The sequence below is a fragment of the Paraflavitalea sp. CAU 1676 genome (assembly GCF_029223285.1).
Classification (GTDB): Bacteria; Bacteroidota; Bacteroidia; order Chitinophagales; family Chitinophagaceae; genus Paraflavitalea.
In genome coordinates this window covers 539,489-554,748 of the sequence record NZ_JARHUJ010000005.1, presented here as the reverse complement: position 1 = coordinate 554,748, position 15,260 = coordinate 539,489, and the positions used below count along the sequence as shown (strand labels likewise).

Genomic DNA, 15,260 nt, shown 5'->3' with positions numbered 1-15,260 from the left:
AGTTGGATACTATACATTGTCTTCTACGAAGTTGCCGAGTGTATGATACTGGCGGTAACGCTTTGCATACAGGGGCACTTTTTGCTGATCGGGGAAGTATTCGGCATCGAACCCCTGCCCCATGGCTGCCATGGCTTCTTCTACTTTGGGGTAGATGCCAGCAGCTGTAGCGGCAAACATGGCTGCACCGGCAGCACAGGTTTGTTCGGAGCGGTGTATGCGGATGGGCATGTTCATGACATCGGCCATCATTTGCATGATAAAGGGCGACTTGCGGGCAACGCCACCCAGGCCGATCAATCCTTTCACCGGTACGCCTTCGTTGTTGAAGCGATCCACAATGCTCTTGGCGCCAAAGCAGGTAGCTTCTACCACCGAGCGGAATACGCGGGGCGCATCGCTGCCGAGGCCAAGGTTACTGATAGCCCCTTTCAGGAGTTGGTTAGCATCGGGCGTACGGCGGCCGTTGAACCAATCGACAGCCAGTTCACTATGGTCGTCGAAAGGCAGTTGCTCCGCCTGCTGTGCCAGTGTGGGGATGATCCTGCCAATGGTCTCTTCGGCCAGTTTGGCCGCAGTTTCTTTATCTACGAGGGTCGACTGGGCGAGCACCGTTTGTACGGGCCAGGCCAGCAGGTTACGGAACCAGGCATAGGCATCACCAAAGGCGGACTGACCGGCTTCGAGCCCGATCATACCGGGTATGATGGAACCATCTACCTGTCCGCAGATGCCTTTTACCAGCTTCCCTTCCATGTCGGCTTTGGGCGCCACCAGCATATCGCAGGTAGAAGTACCCATTACCTTACTCAGGTAATATGGTTCGATCTGACCGCCCACGGCGCCCATATGACAATCGAACGCACCTACTCCAATGACTACTTCGGTAGAGAGGCCGAGTCTTTCGGCCCAGGCTCCGCTCAGGGAACCTGCCGCTTGTGCGGAGGTATAAGTATCCTTGAACAATCTTGTAGTGAAACCTTTCAGTAACGGATCGAGGGAGGTAAAGAACTCATCAGGGGGCAGTCCACCAAACTCAGCCGCCCAGAGCGACTTGTGGCCGGCAGAACAAACTCCGCGGCGTACATCCTGAGCGCGCTTGCCACCGGTGAGCAGGAAGGGGATCCAATCGCAATGCTCTACCCACGAATGGGTGGCTTTGCGCACCTGCTCGTCTGCCCTTAATATATGCAACAACTTGGCCCAAAACCACTCGGAGGAATAGATGCCGCCCACATATTGCAGGTAGTTGACATCGAATTTCTGCGCATGGGCATTGATTTCTGCTGCCTCTTTTACCGAGGTATGGTCTTTCCACAACACGAACATGGCATTGGGATTCTGTTCAAAACCGGGCAGCAGGGCCAGGGGGGTACCGGTTTCATCGACCGCAATGGGGGTAGAACCGGTAGTATCGATGGAAATGGCTTTTACCTGGGCAGCCACGGAAGGACCGGCCTGTTGCAAACAGCTTTTGATGCTTTGCTCCAACCCTTCCACATAATCCAGCGGGTGCTGGCGGAACTGGTTGGCGGCAGCATTGCAATAAAGACCATCTTTCCAGCGGGGATAATGAAAAACGGCAGCGGCAATCTCATTACCATTGGCAGCATTCACTATGATGGAGCGTACAGAATCTGTTCCGTAATCGACTCCTATAACGTATTGTTCCTTTTTCATTCGGCAATTCGTGTCAAGATAACACTTATCTATTTAGGTGCAAAAGAATTAACAAAAAATGACTTTACCAAATACCCCGGTAACGGGTACGGCCGCTTTCCCGGGCAGGCCTTCCTGCTGTAGCGGCCAGGCGGGATTTACCTGGGTTGTTACCGGCATGTTAACATCGGATACGGCACAAATCTAACAAAGTAAGGGAATTAGCAAGGGTCAAAATATGCTTTACCTTATACAGATAGTAACCAGTTTAACCCCTGCCCGGTTCCACCTGCTACCCTGCCCGCCGGGCCCGGTAAGGCCGGCATAATAATTAAATGTATGTATGACAATTATTGATCAAAATATGTTAATTTGGCTCCCACTTGCAACTGCTGTATGAAAAGAACCTTCCTTTTTTACGGGCCGGCCGGCTGGTCAGCTCTCCGACACTCCTACTGCCTGTTGCGGCAGGTTCTTTCCCTATCGCATATCACCTTTAGTCTTATTATTTCATCTTATTTTCAGTACCGGCTGTCTACCAGCCCATCCCTGATCAAGATTCAAACAACTATTGACGTATGAAGCAATTGTTTATCCTTCCGCTCGCTTTGTCGGCCTGCCTTGCCGGCTTTGCCCAGAATGAGATCACCGTGCAGGCCGACTCGGCCAAAACCCTCATCAGCAAACAGATCTACGGTCACTTTGCCGAGCACCTTGGCCGTTGTGTGTATGGTGGGTTTTATGTTGGTGAAAACAGTAAGATACCCAACACGGCTGGTGTACGCAACGATGTGGTGGCGGCCCTGAAGAAATTAAAGATCGCCAACCTGCGCTGGCCCGGTGGCTGCTTTGCCGATACTTACCATTGGAAAGACGGCATTGGCCCCAAAGACAAACGCCCCACGATCGTGAACACCTGGTGGGGTGGCGTAACGGAAAACAACAGCTTCGGCACACACGACTTTTTAAATATGTGCGAACTGATCGGTACTGACCCTTACCTCGCCGGCAACGTAGGCAGTGGTACGGTACAGGAACTCACCGATTGGGTACAATATGTAAACTTCGCCGGCGAAAGCCCCATGAGTGGTTTGCGCAGGCAAAATGGCCGCGAAAAACCCTGGAACGTGAAGTACTGGGGCGTAGGTAATGAAGCCTGGGGTTGCGGTGGCAATATGCGGCCCGAATACTATGCCGATACCTATCGCAAATACGCTACGTTCATGACCGGCTGGAGCGAAGGCGGCATCTTCCGTATCGCTTCCGGCGCCAACTCGTCTGATTTTAACTGGACCGAAGTGCTGATGCGCAACATACCCCGCAACATGGTACAGGGTATCGCATTACACCACTACTCGGTGATCGACTGGAATAGAAAAGGTCCGGCCACCGGCTTTAGCGAAGACCAATATTTCACGACCATGGAAAGAGCCCTCCTGATGGATTCGCTGGTGATCAAGCACTCGGCCATCATGGACAAATACGATCCACGCAAAAACGTAGCCCTCGTTGTAGATGAGTGGGGCGGCTGGTACGATGTAGAACCAGGCACCAACCCCGGCTTCCTCTATCAGCAGAACACCATGCGCGATGCCATGATCGCCGGTGTAACCCTCAACATCTTCCACAACCACGCCGACCGCGTGCGCATGGCCAACCTGGCGCAAACCATCAACGTGTTGCAAGCCGTACTGCTCACCAACGAAGAGAAGGTGATCCTCACACCTACCTACCACGTCATGGAGATGTACAATGTGCACCAGGATGCCAGATTGCTGCCCATCAAGATCAAGACGAACAAATACAAACTGGGCAACCGTGAATTGCCGGCAGTCTCCTGTTCGGCTTCACGTGATTCTGTTGGCAACACCCATATATCGCTGGTGAACATCGATGCAGCCAAAGAACAAACCATCACCCTCAACCTCCAGGGCGGAAAGATTACCGGCGTAACCGGCAGGATACTGGCATCGGCCAAAGTACAGGACTATAATACCTTTGAAAGTCCGGAGAAGATAAAACCAACAGCCTTCAACGGCGCTTCTTTAAAAGGCACTACCCTTTCGGTAAAACTGCCACCGGCCTCAGTCGTGGTACTTGAACTGAAATAACATTTATTACGAATCATGATCGCAATACAACCAATGAAGACAATCGTATCACTGCTGGCTGCGGGCTGCCTGAGCACGGGTCAGTTACTGGCTCAGACCAACCCGGTTTTCACCGTCAATGCTGCCCAGATCAAAACACCGGTGCAGAAGACCATGTGGGGTATCTTTTTTGAAGACATCAATTTTGGTGCAGACGGTGGCATCTACGCCGAACTGGTCAAGAACCGCTCTTTTGAATTTGCGGCCCCGCTCATGGGCTGGAAAGAACTGCGCCAGAACAATGCCAATGGCAGTATCCTCATCAATAACCGGGGCGAACAATTGAACAATCCCCGCTTTGCCAGATTTACCGTGCGTTCTGCTGCCGGTTATGGCATCAGCAATGAAGGTTTCCGCGGCATGGGCATCAAACAGGGCGAAGGCTACGACTTCTCCTTACAGGCCCGTGTAGTGGAAGGCAATGTAACGTTGCGGGTAGAACTGGTGAATGCCGCCAATGAAAAGATCGCTTCCACCAGCCTACCGCTCAGCGGCAAAGACTGGAAGAAATATACCGGTACGCTCACGGCTTCTGCTACCGAAGCAAAGGCCAAACTGAATATCTGGTTCGAAGGCACCGGTATCATCGATGCCGACATCATTTCCCTGTTCCCGCAAAAGACCTGGAAGAACAGGCCCGGCGGTCTGCGGGCCGACCTGGTGCAGCTGCTGGCTGATATGAAACCCGGCTTCCTCCGCTTTCCCGGTGGCTGTATCGTAGAAGGCCGGGAGCTCGCCACCCGCTACCAATGGAAAAAGACGATTGGTGCGGTGGATGACCGTGAGGTGATCGTAAACCGCTGGAATACCGAATTCCGCCATAAGCTGACGCCCGATTACTTCCAATCATTCGGACTGGGCTTTTATGAATACTTCCTGCTGTCGGAAGACATCGGCGCCGAACCATTGCCGATCCTGAACTGTGGCATGGCCTGCCAGTTCAACTCCAGCGAAGTAGTACCTGCGGAAGAACTCGATCCATATATCCAGGATGCGCTGGACCTTATTGAATTTGCCAACGGCACTACCGACAGCAAATGGGGTAAGGTGCGTGCTGCCATGGGCCACCCCGCCCCCTTCAACCTGAAGCTGATGGGCGTAGGCAATGAGCAATGGGGCGAGCAATATGTAGAGCGCTACAAGTTGTTTGCGAAGGCCATCAAAGCCAAATATCCCGAGGTGAAGCTGGTAAGCAGTCTGGGCCCCAATCCCAATGGCGAATTATTCGACTACCTCGATCCTGTTCTGCGCGGATTGAAGGCCGATATCCTCGACGAGCATTACTATCGTGCGCCGGACTGGTTCCTGAACCAGGCAAAACGTTATGATAACTATGATCGCAACGGGCCCAAGATCTTTGCCGGTGAATATGCCGCACAGAGCAAGGCCATCGCCAGTGCAGAGAACAGCAATAACTGGCAATGTGCCCTATCTGAAGCCGCTTTCATGACCGGTTTGGAGCGCAATGCAGATGTGGTGCACATGGCTTCTTATGCACCTTTGTTTGCCCATGCAGAAGGCTGGCAGTGGACACCCGACCTCATCTGGTTCAACAACCTGCAGTCGTATGGCACGCCCAATTACTACGTGCAAAAAATGTATTCTGCCAACAGAGGCACCCATGTGGTATCAACAACATTAAACAATGAAACGGCCGCCGGCCAGATCGGTCTGTACGCCAATGCCGTGATCGATACCGTATCCAAAGAAGTAATCGTTAAGATCGTGAATACCAGCGCCACTCCGCAAACCAGTGAGGTAGTGATCAATGGCGTGAAGAAGCTCGACAAATCAGCCGCGATCGAAGTACTTAAATCAGGCGACCTGCAATTGGCCAACACTTTTGCACGGCCGGCCGGTATCAGTCCGCAGCAACAAACCATTGCCCTGAAAGGAAAGAAACTGCCGGTAACCCTGGCGCCTTATTCCTTCCAGGTGATCCGTGTAAAAATGTTATAACCCGTTTATAGAGATGCGCCCATTACCCCTGTTTCTAATCCTGTTTTGTTTGCCGGCACTTTCGCTTGTTGCGCAAAGCAATATCGGCGTACACGACCCGGTGATGATCAGGCAGGATAGCACCTATTATCTGTTCTGCACCGGCAGGGGCATTAGTGTGTTTTCTTCGAAAGACAGGGTTAACTGGCAAAAGGAGAAGCCCGTATTCGATACCCTGCCCTGGGGCGTACAGGCCGTACCTGGTTTTAAGAACCATATCTGGGCGCCCGACATCTCGTATCACAATGGCCTGTATTATCTCTTTTATTCCGTATCGACCTTTGGCAAAAACACTTCCTGCATCGGCGTGGCTACCAACAAGACCTTACACCCCGGCGACCCTGCTTTTAAGTGGGTTGACCATGGTAAGGTGATCGAGTCCATACCGGGCAGGGATATGTGGAACGCCATCGATCCCAATGTGATCTGGGATGAGCAGGACCAGCCCTGGCTGGCCTTCGGTTCTTTCTGGAACGGCCTAAAACTGGTGAAGCTGAATAAAACACTCACGGCGATCGACACGCCGCAGCAGTGGCATCCACTTGCCAGCAGAAAGATCAATTACTATCAACCCGATTCGAACGCCGGCGACGGCGCCATAGAAGCCCCTTTCCTTTTCCGGAAAGGGGCTTATTATTATCTCTTTGCTTCGGTCGATTACTGTTGCAAAGGGGCGCAAAGCACCTATAAAATGATCGTGGGCCGTTCGGAGAAGCTCACCGGTCCCTACCTCGATAAAGCAGGCGTTCCGCTGGTGAAAAGTGGCGGCACACTACTGCTGCAGGGCGATACGGATTGGCATGGCGTAGGGCACAATGCCGTATGCAGTTTTGATGGCGTGGACTACCTCGTGTTTCATGGGTACGATGCCAAAGACCGCGGTCGCTCCAGGCTGCGTATTGAAAAACTCTCCTGGGTCGATGGCTGGCCCCTGGTACAGCAACCCTGATCGCTAAGTGACTGGCGCCAGGCTCGCTGGCTCACTCCAATCTGCGTTGGTTACCGATTCCTGTATAGACTGCGGGACGTCTCAATTTCTTCCGCCTATCCCCCCATCCCGGACTCCCTGTGCGGCTCAGCGCCCACTGCCATTACAGTTCCTTTTCCGTATATTGCTATATGGGCAACCCATCGCGCAGGGTCCGCTCCTGCATCCTTTTTGAAACCAATTCGTTGATATGAAACAGTTGATGTTGATGTTACTCTTGTGTACGGCCATCGGTGCTGACGCACAACGCTACCAGGCCGATGATGTAACGGGCACCTGGCTCACGGGCGACAAATCGGGCCAGATCCACATCTACAAGAACGGCAGTAAATACTACGGCAGGATCGCCGGCGGCAACAAGAAAACCAACAAAGAGCATTTCGACGTACACAATCCCGACCCCGCCCGGAGAAAGGATTCGCTGATGGGACTGGTGCTGCTGAAGAACTTCGAGTATGATGAGGACGGCAAATGGACCAGCGGCACCATCTACGATCCGAAGAGCGGCAAAACCTATAGCTGCAACATGAGCCTGTCTGACAAGAATACCCTGCGCATTCGTGGCTATATAGGCATCAGTTTACTGGGGCGCACGGAAGTATGGACCCGTCTTCGATAGGGTCAACGGTCGTTTCGCGTTGGCATCTCTTTACTTGGGTGCACAGAAATTTGGCCCCGTCTTAAATAGGGACAGCTGTCGTTACCCGTCGGTATCAATTTAGCGTGATACACAGAAATTTTGGCGTCCTGAATAGAACCAACAATTGTATCCCGATTGCTTGCGGCAACCGGGCATTGCATCAGGAAACCTCCGGAACCTTAGATCAGGTTGTGTGCGTTGGGAATGATGTTAAGGAAGTTGTGGAACTTCGAATTGTACTTCCTCTTATCCAGCTTATAGTAAAAGGCGCCTCGTTTGGAGCTTTCCTTCTCCTTTTCTTTTTGTTTAACCAGCAAACCGGTAGAAAGCACCTTCCGGCTGAAATTTCGTTTGTCGATCTCCGCGTCATAGATACCCTCGTACAGCGTTTGCAGCTGCGGCAGGGTGAACTTGTCGGGCAGGAGTTCGAACAGGATGGGATGCAGGGCAGCCTTGTACTGGAGCCTTGCCTTGGCCATCTCGATCATTTCGCTGTGGTCGAAGATGAGTTTGGGATGCTTACGGATAGGGAACCACTCGGCATGGTACTCATCATTAATCTGTTGCTGGTATTTACGGATATCAATGAGGCTGAAGTAGGTAATGGAAGCAGTGCGCTCCGCCGGATCCCGGCTGGGATCGCCGAAGGCATGGAGTTGTTCCATATAAACACCGCTTAACCCGGTTAGTTCTTTCAATACGCGGGCGGCGGCATCTTCAAAGCTTTCCGTTTGTTTTACGAAGCCCCCCATGAGGCTCCACTTGCCTCTTTCGGGTTCAAAACCACGCTGAATGAGTAACAATTTTAGTTCCTGTCCATCGAATCCAAATATGATACAGTCTACGGCTACAAGCAATCGGGATTGTTGAGAGTAACGTTTCATTGGCAGTTGAAATATGGATAAAAATAGTAAAGTTTATACTTTGTCAAACTTTTTTGCTGACAAGCTTGCACAATTTCCCTTAATTTGGTTGGTGTTCTAACCTCAAACGTATGCGCAATACCTTAGCCTTTCCATTACTTATTTTTATTTCTTCTATACTTGTATCCTGCCAAACGACCATGACACCCGATCAACTGAAGCAATCCATCAGCGAACGGCTTGACCAAACGGAAGGCAAGTTTGCCGTAGCCTTCAAAGACCTCAGCACCGGCACTACCCTGCTGCTCCATGCCGACAGCAGCTTCCATGCAGCCAGTACCATGAAGACACCCGTATTGATCGAAGTGTACAAACAGGCGGCGGCCGGGAAGTTGTCGCTTAGCGATTCCATCCTCCTAAAGAACGAGTTCCACAGCATCGTCGACAGCAGCCTGTTTTCCCTCAATCCGGAGGACGATAGCGAAAAGCAGTTGTATGACATGATCGGCACCAAAAGAACCCTGTATGACCTGGTATACGATATGATCATCATGAGCAGCAACCTGGCTACCAATATCGTGATTGAGATGGTGGGCGCGCCCAACGTGATGGAAACCATGCGGAGCATGGGCGCTAACAAGATGCAGGTACTAAGAGGCGTGGAAGACAGCAAGGCCTACCAGCAAGGGCTTAACAATACTACTACGGCCGCCGACCAGCTGCTGATCTTTGAACAGATTGCACTGGGTAAAGCGGTCGACTCCGCCTCCTCTGCCGCGATGACCAGGATATTGCTCGATCAACAATTCAATGAAGTGATCCCCGCCCGGCTGCCCGCCGGAGTGAAAGTGGCACATAAAACCGGAAACATCACCGGCGTACAGCACGACTGCGGCATCGTATTCCTGCCCGATGGAAGACAGTATGTACTGGTACTGTTGTCGAAGCAACTGAAAGATGAAAAAGCAGGCATCGCCGCCATGGCTGAGGTGTCAGAGATGATCTACAAGTTCGTGACGGCAGGGCAATAACAATACACAACTTATTTTGCGGTACGGCGCATCCTATGCCGCACGATCGTCACCACCGGAACGATCACCCAAATTATATTGATCGCCATGGAAGGATAGGCATGGTGAACGGCGGTGTTCACAATGAGCAGCGCACTGCCCACGATATTGAGCGCATAGTAAGCTACCGAGTCAGTGGCCAACTTCTTATTCACATTCAGGATATAAGCTACGAGCACAAACAGAGAACCCACCCACCCTAAAATTTCTACCAGCATAGTATATTGATATTGATCATTAACGGAGAACAAAATAAGGAAAAGTATACATTATGTTAAGATACTATCCTTAACTTCGGAACGCCCTAATATACGCACATGAGTTCCCAGCAATTGCCTGATTCAGCTAGTCTGTCGTCCGTGACGCCGCCACCCGATGCCGCTTCCTGGACGGAACAGACACGCTTGCTGAAGATGGTGCTGGAAGGATGCCCACCCGACCGCTTATTACCGGCCATCGCCGGCTGGATCGAACAACAATCCTTCGCAAAGGTTCATGTCTTGATAGGCATTGCAGATCGCTTTGGTCAGCACATTACCAAAGCCTATACCGCCTCCTTGCCTTACGGAATCGTCAACGCTGTAGAACAGCAGCCGGTGGCCTTGTTTACCGCCTCATTGCCCGAAGAGGAAGAGCTGCCAGACCTGGATCAACACCCATACTGGCAACCCGTAGCGCATCTCCTGAAAGACCAGGACATCGTTTCCCTGATCACCATACCGCTGATTAACAGCGAAGAGCAGATCGCCGGCTTGGTCTTTCTCTTTCTGCCTGCCACGACACAGTATGGCTCCACCGACCGGGAACTCATTGCACTCGCCGGCAATATGATCCTGCTGTCGCTTTCGCGCGCCTTGCAAAGCAACTACAACCAGCAGCTCATCGAGCGGGAAAAGATCGCCCGGGAAGAAGTGAACAAAGCAGAGATGCTGGCCCAGCTCGCCGTGGATGGCGCAGGGGCAGGCACCTTCAACGTCAATCTCACCGACAACTATATAGAATACTCTCCGCTGCTGGCGAAGATCCTGACCGGGCAATATACACCCGGCTTAAGCCGCAACGCCCTAATAGAAAACATACATCCGGCCGATAAAGATATTCGCGATGAAGCTTACCGGCTGGCCACGCAAACCGGTCGCCTCAGTTACGAAGTCCGTTTCATCTGGCACGACGGCTCCATACACTGGATCAAGGCCATGGGCACTTACCTGCCCGGCGCCGATGGACGCGATGCTCATTTCGCAGGCATCGTACTCGACATCACGCCCGAGATAAAAGCAAGGGAAGAACAACAACGTTTGTTGGCACTGGTGGAGAACAGTGCCGATTACATGGCCATTGGCAACAAAGAAGGCAAACTACTCTACATTAATGAAGCAGGTAAACACCTGCTCGGCATCATGCCCGATCAGGATACCAGCAACCTAACCAATCGCGACTTTGCCTCCCCCGAAGAACTGGAAAGAGTAAAGCGCGATATATTACCCATCGTAAACGAAAAAGGAACCTGGTCTGGAACCATCCACCTGCGTCATTTCAAGACCGGTGAAAACATTCCCTGTCATGCCGAATACACTTCCATCACCGATCCCAAGACCGGCGAATACCTCGGCAGGGGTGCCACCATGCGCGATCTGCGGCCCGAACTGGCCGCCCGCCAAGCGCTGCAGGAAAGTGAACAAAGGTTTCGCTCCATGATCGAAAAAGCACCCATTGCGATGGGTGTACTTAAAGGCGACCAACTCATCGTAGAGGTCTGCAACCAGGAAATGCTGGCCTTTTGGAACAAAACGCCTGCGGTGATCGGTTTGCCTTTCGAAGAAGCATTGCCCGAGATCAAGGGCCAGCCATTTCCCGACATGATGCGGGGTGTCATGAAAAGCGGTAAAGCTTATTATGGTTTCGAGACCCTGGCCCGGCTGAATCGCAATGGCCAGTTGGAAGACTGCTATTTCAACTTCGTATACGCGCCCTTTCAGGAGGGCGAAAAAATAACGGGCGTACAGGTCGTGGCCAGCGAGGTCACCGCCCAGGTACAGGCCAAGAAAGCATTGGAAGCCAGTGAAGAGCGGTTCCGCAATTTCATCCACAGCGCTCCCGTACCCATAGCCTTGTATACCGGTCGCGAAATGCGCATCCGGATTGCCAATGAGTCCGTATTGCACACCTGGAACCGCGACGCCACCGTCATCGGCAAAACCTTTCTCGAAGCATTACCCGAACTGGAAGGCACTCCCTGGATGGGCATACTGCAACAGGTATACGATACCGGCATTCCCTTTACCGCTACAGAAGAGCGCGTCGACCTCCTGCAACACGGCAAGCTGGAAATGTTTTATTTCAACTTTACCTATAAACCATTGTACGATGGACAGGGTAAAATATTTGGTGTGATCAACACCGCAGCCGATGTTACCAAACTGGTGCTGGCACGCCAGCAGTTGATGCAAACACAGGCCCAGTTGCACAGCGCCATCGAATCGGCACAGATGGCTACCTGGCGCATCGACCTGGCAGCAGGTATCGCCTACTTCTCGCCGCGCCTGCGCTCCTGGTTTGGCTTCAGCACCGATGAGATCAAACTCGAACCCGGATTTGCAGCAATTCACCCGGCCGACCGGCCACGGGTGTTGAGCAAACTGCAATCGATTTTGACCGGCAATAGCAATGACTACTCGGATGAATACAGGGTATTGAACCAGCAGGATCAAACCGTTTACTTCATTCGCGTAACTGCTAGAGTGTACCGCCACGAAAATGGCGAGCCGTATGAACTGGCAGGCGTGGCCATGGACATCACGAGCCAAAAGCTGATGGAGCAAAAGCTGGAGCAATTGGTGCAGCAACGTACCGAAGAATTGAGCCGGGCCAACCAGCACCTCAAACAATCGAATGAAGAACTCGAGCAGTTTGCCTATGTGGCATCACACGATCTGCAGGAGCCGCTCCGCAAGATCCGCATATTCTCGGGCATGCTCATGAACCAGCTGCAGCTATTACCAGAGCAACACCGCCATTCAGACCTATTGGAGAAAGTTATCTCTTCAGCCGAACGAATGAGCCAGCTCATCATGGACCTGCTGAACTACTCGCATATCACCAAGAAAGAAGAATTGTTTCAACCGGTCGACCTGAATATGGTCCTGCAACAGGTGCGGGAAGATTTTGAATTGCTGATCAAACAGAAAGAAGCGATCATCGATATCAGTGAGCTGCCGGTCATTGAGGCCATTCCGCTGCAGATGAACCAATTGTTCTATAACCTAACGGGCAATGCACTAAAGTTCACCAGCACCGGCAAACGGCCTCATGTAAAGATCAGCGCAAGAAAGGCTGTCGAGGAAGACCTGGCTGCCCACCCCGCACTTACCGGCAAGGAGTACTGGCTCATCACTATATCCGATAACGGTATCGGGTTTGAACCCGGCATGTCCAAACTCATCTTCACCATCTTTCAGCGCCTGCATCCTAAGAACAGGTTCGAAGGAACAGGCATAGGCCTGGCGCTTTGCAAAAGAATATTACTGACCCATGGAGGCGCCATCGAAGCCACCGGCGAACCCGGCGAAGGCGCCATTTTTACGTTACTACTACCGACGCACCAGGCATAACGGGCACCTCGCTTCTCCCCTACCTACACCTTCGCAGCCGGTTTCTTTTTCAACCGTGTCACCCCTTCCTCAACCTCAGGCCCCGCTTCTACCTTAACAGGCGCTTTCTTCTTCAACCTTGCCACACCCCAGTCGGAAAGACTTACCAGCAAGGCTTGCATGGAGCGTCCGTCTGTCGTCAATTCATACTCCACCCGTGGCGGCACTTCGGCATACACGATCCGCTTCACCAATCCATCACTCTCCAGCTCACGCAGCTGTAGCACCAGCATGCGCTCCGAAACACCCACCAGTCCCTTACGCAATTCATTGTAACGCAACTTCCCGGGCAGCAAACGCATCAGGATTCCGGGCTTCCACCGGCCACCGATGAGCGATAGCGTGTGCGCCATGCCGCAATGTGCATCGATAGAGTTCCTGTTCTTCGTATTCGTCGAGTTCAGCTTCCTCATACTTACATTTTTGTTAGTACTTAACAATTTTAGCGGTACTGGCAAATGTAAGCCGATGCCGGTAGTTTTGCAAACAACAAAATACACACAATATGAAACGCCTTGAAAACAAAGTAGCCCTGGTAACCGGTGGCAGCCGCGGCATTGGAGCCGGTATCGTAAAACGTCTCGCCGCCGAAGGTGCGAAAGTTGCCTTCACGTATGCCCAATCGGCACAGGCCGCTGCCGAAGTATTAGCCGTCACGGAAGCAGCCGGCAGCAAAGCCATCGCCATCGTAGCCGACAATCACTCCACCGACGCCCTGCCCCGCGCCGTAGAAGAAACCGTGAAAACCTTCGGCCGCATCGACATACTCGTCAACAACGCCGGCATGTTCAGTCTCAATACCATTGAAGATTACAGTCTGCAGGAATATGACGACATGATGAACGTGAATGTGCGGGCCGTATTCCTCGCTTCGCAGGCAGCTGCGCGGCATATGCAGGCCGGCAGCCGCATCATCACCATCGGCAGCAATATGGCCGACCGTGTTTCCGACTCGCATGGCGCGCTCTATGCCATGAGCAAGTCGGCCCTTATCGGCCTCAACAAAGGCATTGCGCGCGACCTGGGGCCCAAAGGCATCACCGTCAACCTGGTGCAGCCTGGCCCTATCGACACCGACATGAACCCCGCCAGCGCACCCCATGCCGAAGGCTTGCGCAGCCGCATGGCCATACCGAAATACGGCACCCCGGCACAGATAGCAGGCCTTGTGGCCTATCTCGCCAGCGAAGAAAGCGGCTTCATGACCGGCACCGCCCTTACCATGGATGGAGGATACAATATCTAATCCTTACGCGTCATGCGGTATTTCTTGGGACTCATACCAATGATCTTCCGGAAGCGCTTCGAGAAGTAATAGGGATCATCAAAACCCATGCTCATAGCAATGGACTTTACCGATTTGTCGGTGAAGTCCAGCTGCTGTGTGGCCTTCTGCATCTTGAGCTGGATAAAATAATCGATGGGCGCATAACCTGTTTTTTGTTTGAACAGACTTGAAAAACGCGAAGCAGAGTAATTGTAATGTTTGCATAGATCGGTGAGGGTAATGTTCTCACTGATATGCTGGTGCATGTAAAGAATAGCACTATCGATGCTATCGGGCTTATCCTGCGATTGCTGCGGATAATGCCGTGGATTATAGATAAAGAGCGAGATGAAATGTGAAAGGCACATATTGGTGAACACCAGGTTATCCAAACTATAACCGAGTTCCAGCGACTTATACATCTTGGTGAAAATCCCTGTTACCTCCTCGTGGATCTTTACATAGCTGGGCTTGAAATGTTTTTGTACTATTTGCATGTTGTTGAACTCGGGCAAACTCTCTCCACCAAAATGTATCCAGTAGATCGTCCAGGGATCTTCATCGCTGCTGCCATAGGCATGCTCTACATGCTGCGGCAAAATGAAGAACTCATTGGCGCCTATCTCATAACGTTTATCTTCCAGCTGGTACCAGCCTTTTCCATCCACACAATAGAACAGGAAGTTCTCGGGCAACCCCTTCTTACGATAGGTATAATGCTTCTCAGCTTTGGGATAATAGCCCAAACTGCAGGGGTACAGCTTAGACAGCAGCGGATTGTTGAGTACCCTGGTCTTGATCACCGTTTTGGGGATCTCGATGCGCTGCCTGCCCAGGCCATGCCAGATATTCTTGTGGGAGCCGATTTTGTTCGCAACACTCATAGTAAGACAAGTTATCGCCGATGATAGTGCTAATTTAAATGAACTTCATCGATTGGCCGATTAAACCTGTTAGACGCCTTTCGCCAGCGGG

General features: G+C 52.1%; 12 protein-coding genes. 7 read left to right on the top strand and 5 right to left on the bottom strand.

Annotation, left to right across the window (positions count from 1 at the left end):
* Positions 1-9 precede the first annotated feature (9 nt).
* A complete protein-coding gene (locus P2H89_RS18625; protein WP_275829600.1) occupies positions 10-1,680 on the bottom strand; it encodes a ribulokinase in 1,671 nt (556 codons plus the stop codon).
* A gap of 557 nt (positions 1,681-2,237) precedes the next feature.
* On the opposite strand from P2H89_RS18625, the gene P2H89_RS18620 reads away from it, so the two are divergent.
* The 4 genes from P2H89_RS18620 (at position 2,238) to P2H89_RS18605 (ending at position 7,414) form a co-directional block, all read left to right on the top strand.
* Positions 2,238-3,770, top strand: a complete 1,533-nt coding sequence (locus P2H89_RS18620) for an alpha-L-arabinofuranosidase C-terminal domain-containing protein (RefSeq protein WP_275829598.1) — start codon at positions 2,238-2,240, stop codon at positions 3,768-3,770.
* A gap of 33 nt (positions 3,771-3,803) precedes the next feature.
* Complete coding sequence (locus P2H89_RS18615; RefSeq protein ID WP_275829597.1) at positions 3,804-5,768, top strand: alpha-L-arabinofuranosidase C-terminal domain-containing protein; 1,965 nt, start codon at positions 3,804-3,806, stop codon at positions 5,766-5,768.
* Between the two features lie 13 nt (positions 5,769-5,781).
* Positions 5,782-6,756 carry an arabinan endo-1,5-alpha-L-arabinosidase gene (locus P2H89_RS18610; protein ID WP_275829595.1) on the top strand — a complete coding sequence of 325 codons (975 nt, stop codon included), beginning with the start codon at positions 5,782-5,784 and terminating at the stop codon, positions 6,754-6,756.
* Between the two features lie 229 nt (positions 6,757-6,985).
* Entirely contained in the window at positions 6,986-7,414 is a 429-nt protein-coding gene (locus P2H89_RS18605; RefSeq protein ID WP_275829593.1) for a DUF2147 domain-containing protein, read from the top strand.
* Positions 7,415-7,614: 200 nt separating this feature from the next.
* Here P2H89_RS18605 and P2H89_RS18600 read toward each other — a convergent pair whose 3' ends face one another.
* Positions 7,615-8,319, bottom strand: coding sequence for an NUDIX domain-containing protein (locus tag P2H89_RS18600; RefSeq protein ID WP_275829590.1), 705 nt, complete (start codon positions 8,317-8,319; stop codon positions 7,615-7,617).
* Positions 8,320-8,429: 110 nt separating this feature from the next.
* Between P2H89_RS18600 and P2H89_RS18595 the strand changes: the two genes are divergently transcribed.
* Positions 8,430-9,329: a serine hydrolase gene (locus tag P2H89_RS18595; protein WP_275829588.1), complete on the top strand. Its 900-nt coding sequence runs from the start codon at positions 8,430-8,432 to the stop codon at positions 9,327-9,329.
* An 11-nt stretch (positions 9,330-9,340) separates the two neighbouring features.
* On the opposite strand, the gene P2H89_RS18590 is transcribed toward P2H89_RS18595, so the two are convergent.
* Positions 9,341-9,586, bottom strand: a complete 246-nt coding sequence (locus P2H89_RS18590) for a hypothetical protein (protein ID WP_275829586.1) — start codon at positions 9,584-9,586, stop codon at positions 9,341-9,343.
* Between the two features lie 99 nt (positions 9,587-9,685).
* On the opposite strand from P2H89_RS18590, the gene P2H89_RS18585 reads away from it, so the two are divergent.
* Positions 9,686-12,979: a PAS domain S-box protein gene (locus tag P2H89_RS18585; protein ID WP_275829584.1), complete on the top strand. Its 3,294-nt coding sequence runs from the start codon at positions 9,686-9,688 to the stop codon at positions 12,977-12,979.
* Between the two features lie 23 nt (positions 12,980-13,002).
* Here the strand turns inward: P2H89_RS18585 and P2H89_RS18580 are convergent, their stop codons facing one another.
* Positions 13,003-13,431 (bottom strand): winged helix-turn-helix transcriptional regulator, encoded by a 429-nt coding sequence (locus P2H89_RS18580; protein ID WP_275829582.1) that lies wholly within the window; start codon positions 13,429-13,431, stop codon positions 13,003-13,005.
* A 92-nt stretch (positions 13,432-13,523) separates the two neighbouring features.
* Between P2H89_RS18580 and P2H89_RS18575 the strand changes: the two genes are divergently transcribed.
* The gene (locus P2H89_RS18575) at positions 13,524-14,264 is read left to right on the top strand and encodes a 3-oxoacyl-ACP reductase family protein (protein WP_275829580.1); all 741 of its coding nucleotides are present in this window, start codon (positions 13,524-13,526) and stop codon (positions 14,262-14,264) included.
* On the opposite strand, the gene P2H89_RS18570 is transcribed toward P2H89_RS18575, so the two are convergent.
* Positions 14,261-15,169 carry an AraC family transcriptional regulator gene (locus tag P2H89_RS18570; protein WP_275829578.1) on the bottom strand — a complete coding sequence of 303 codons (909 nt, stop codon included), beginning with the start codon at positions 15,167-15,169 and terminating at the stop codon, positions 14,261-14,263. The two genes, P2H89_RS18575 and P2H89_RS18570, sit on opposite strands and share 4 nt — an antisense overlap.
* Positions 15,170-15,260: the final 91 nt, after the last annotated feature.

What these genes read in the sequence shown, in the direction of transcription:
- P2H89_RS18625 (WP_275829600.1), bottom strand. Translation starts at nt 1,680, where the DNA reads ATGAAAAAGGAACAATACGTTATAGGAGTCGATTACGGAACAGATTCT.
- P2H89_RS18570 (WP_275829578.1), bottom strand. Translation starts at nt 15,169, where the DNA reads ATGAGTGTTGCGAACAAAATCGGCTCCCACAAGAATATCTGGCATGGC.
- P2H89_RS18615 (WP_275829597.1), top strand. Translation starts at nt 3,804, where the DNA reads ATGAAGACAATCGTATCACTGCTGGCTGCGGGCTGCCTGAGCACGGGT.
- P2H89_RS18600 (WP_275829590.1), bottom strand. Translation starts at nt 8,319, where the DNA reads ATGAAACGTTACTCTCAACAATCCCGATTGCTTGTAGCCGTAGACTGT.
- P2H89_RS18620 (WP_275829598.1), top strand. Translation starts at nt 2,238, where the DNA reads ATGAAGCAATTGTTTATCCTTCCGCTCGCTTTGTCGGCCTGCCTTGCC.
- P2H89_RS18585 (WP_275829584.1), top strand. Translation starts at nt 9,686, where the DNA reads ATGAGTTCCCAGCAATTGCCTGATTCAGCTAGTCTGTCGTCCGTGACG.
- P2H89_RS18595 (WP_275829588.1), top strand. Translation starts at nt 8,430, where the DNA reads ATGCGCAATACCTTAGCCTTTCCATTACTTATTTTTATTTCTTCTATA.
- P2H89_RS18575 (WP_275829580.1), top strand. Translation starts at nt 13,524, where the DNA reads ATGAAACGCCTTGAAAACAAAGTAGCCCTGGTAACCGGTGGCAGCCGC.
- P2H89_RS18610 (WP_275829595.1), top strand. Translation starts at nt 5,782, where the DNA reads ATGCGCCCATTACCCCTGTTTCTAATCCTGTTTTGTTTGCCGGCACTT.
- P2H89_RS18590 (WP_275829586.1), bottom strand. Translation starts at nt 9,586, where the DNA reads ATGCTGGTAGAAATTTTAGGGTGGGTGGGTTCTCTGTTTGTGCTCGTA.
- P2H89_RS18605 (WP_275829593.1), top strand. Translation starts at nt 6,986, where the DNA reads ATGAAACAGTTGATGTTGATGTTACTCTTGTGTACGGCCATCGGTGCT.
- P2H89_RS18580 (WP_275829582.1), bottom strand. Translation starts at nt 13,431, where the DNA reads ATGAGGAAGCTGAACTCGACGAATACGAAGAACAGGAACTCTATCGAT.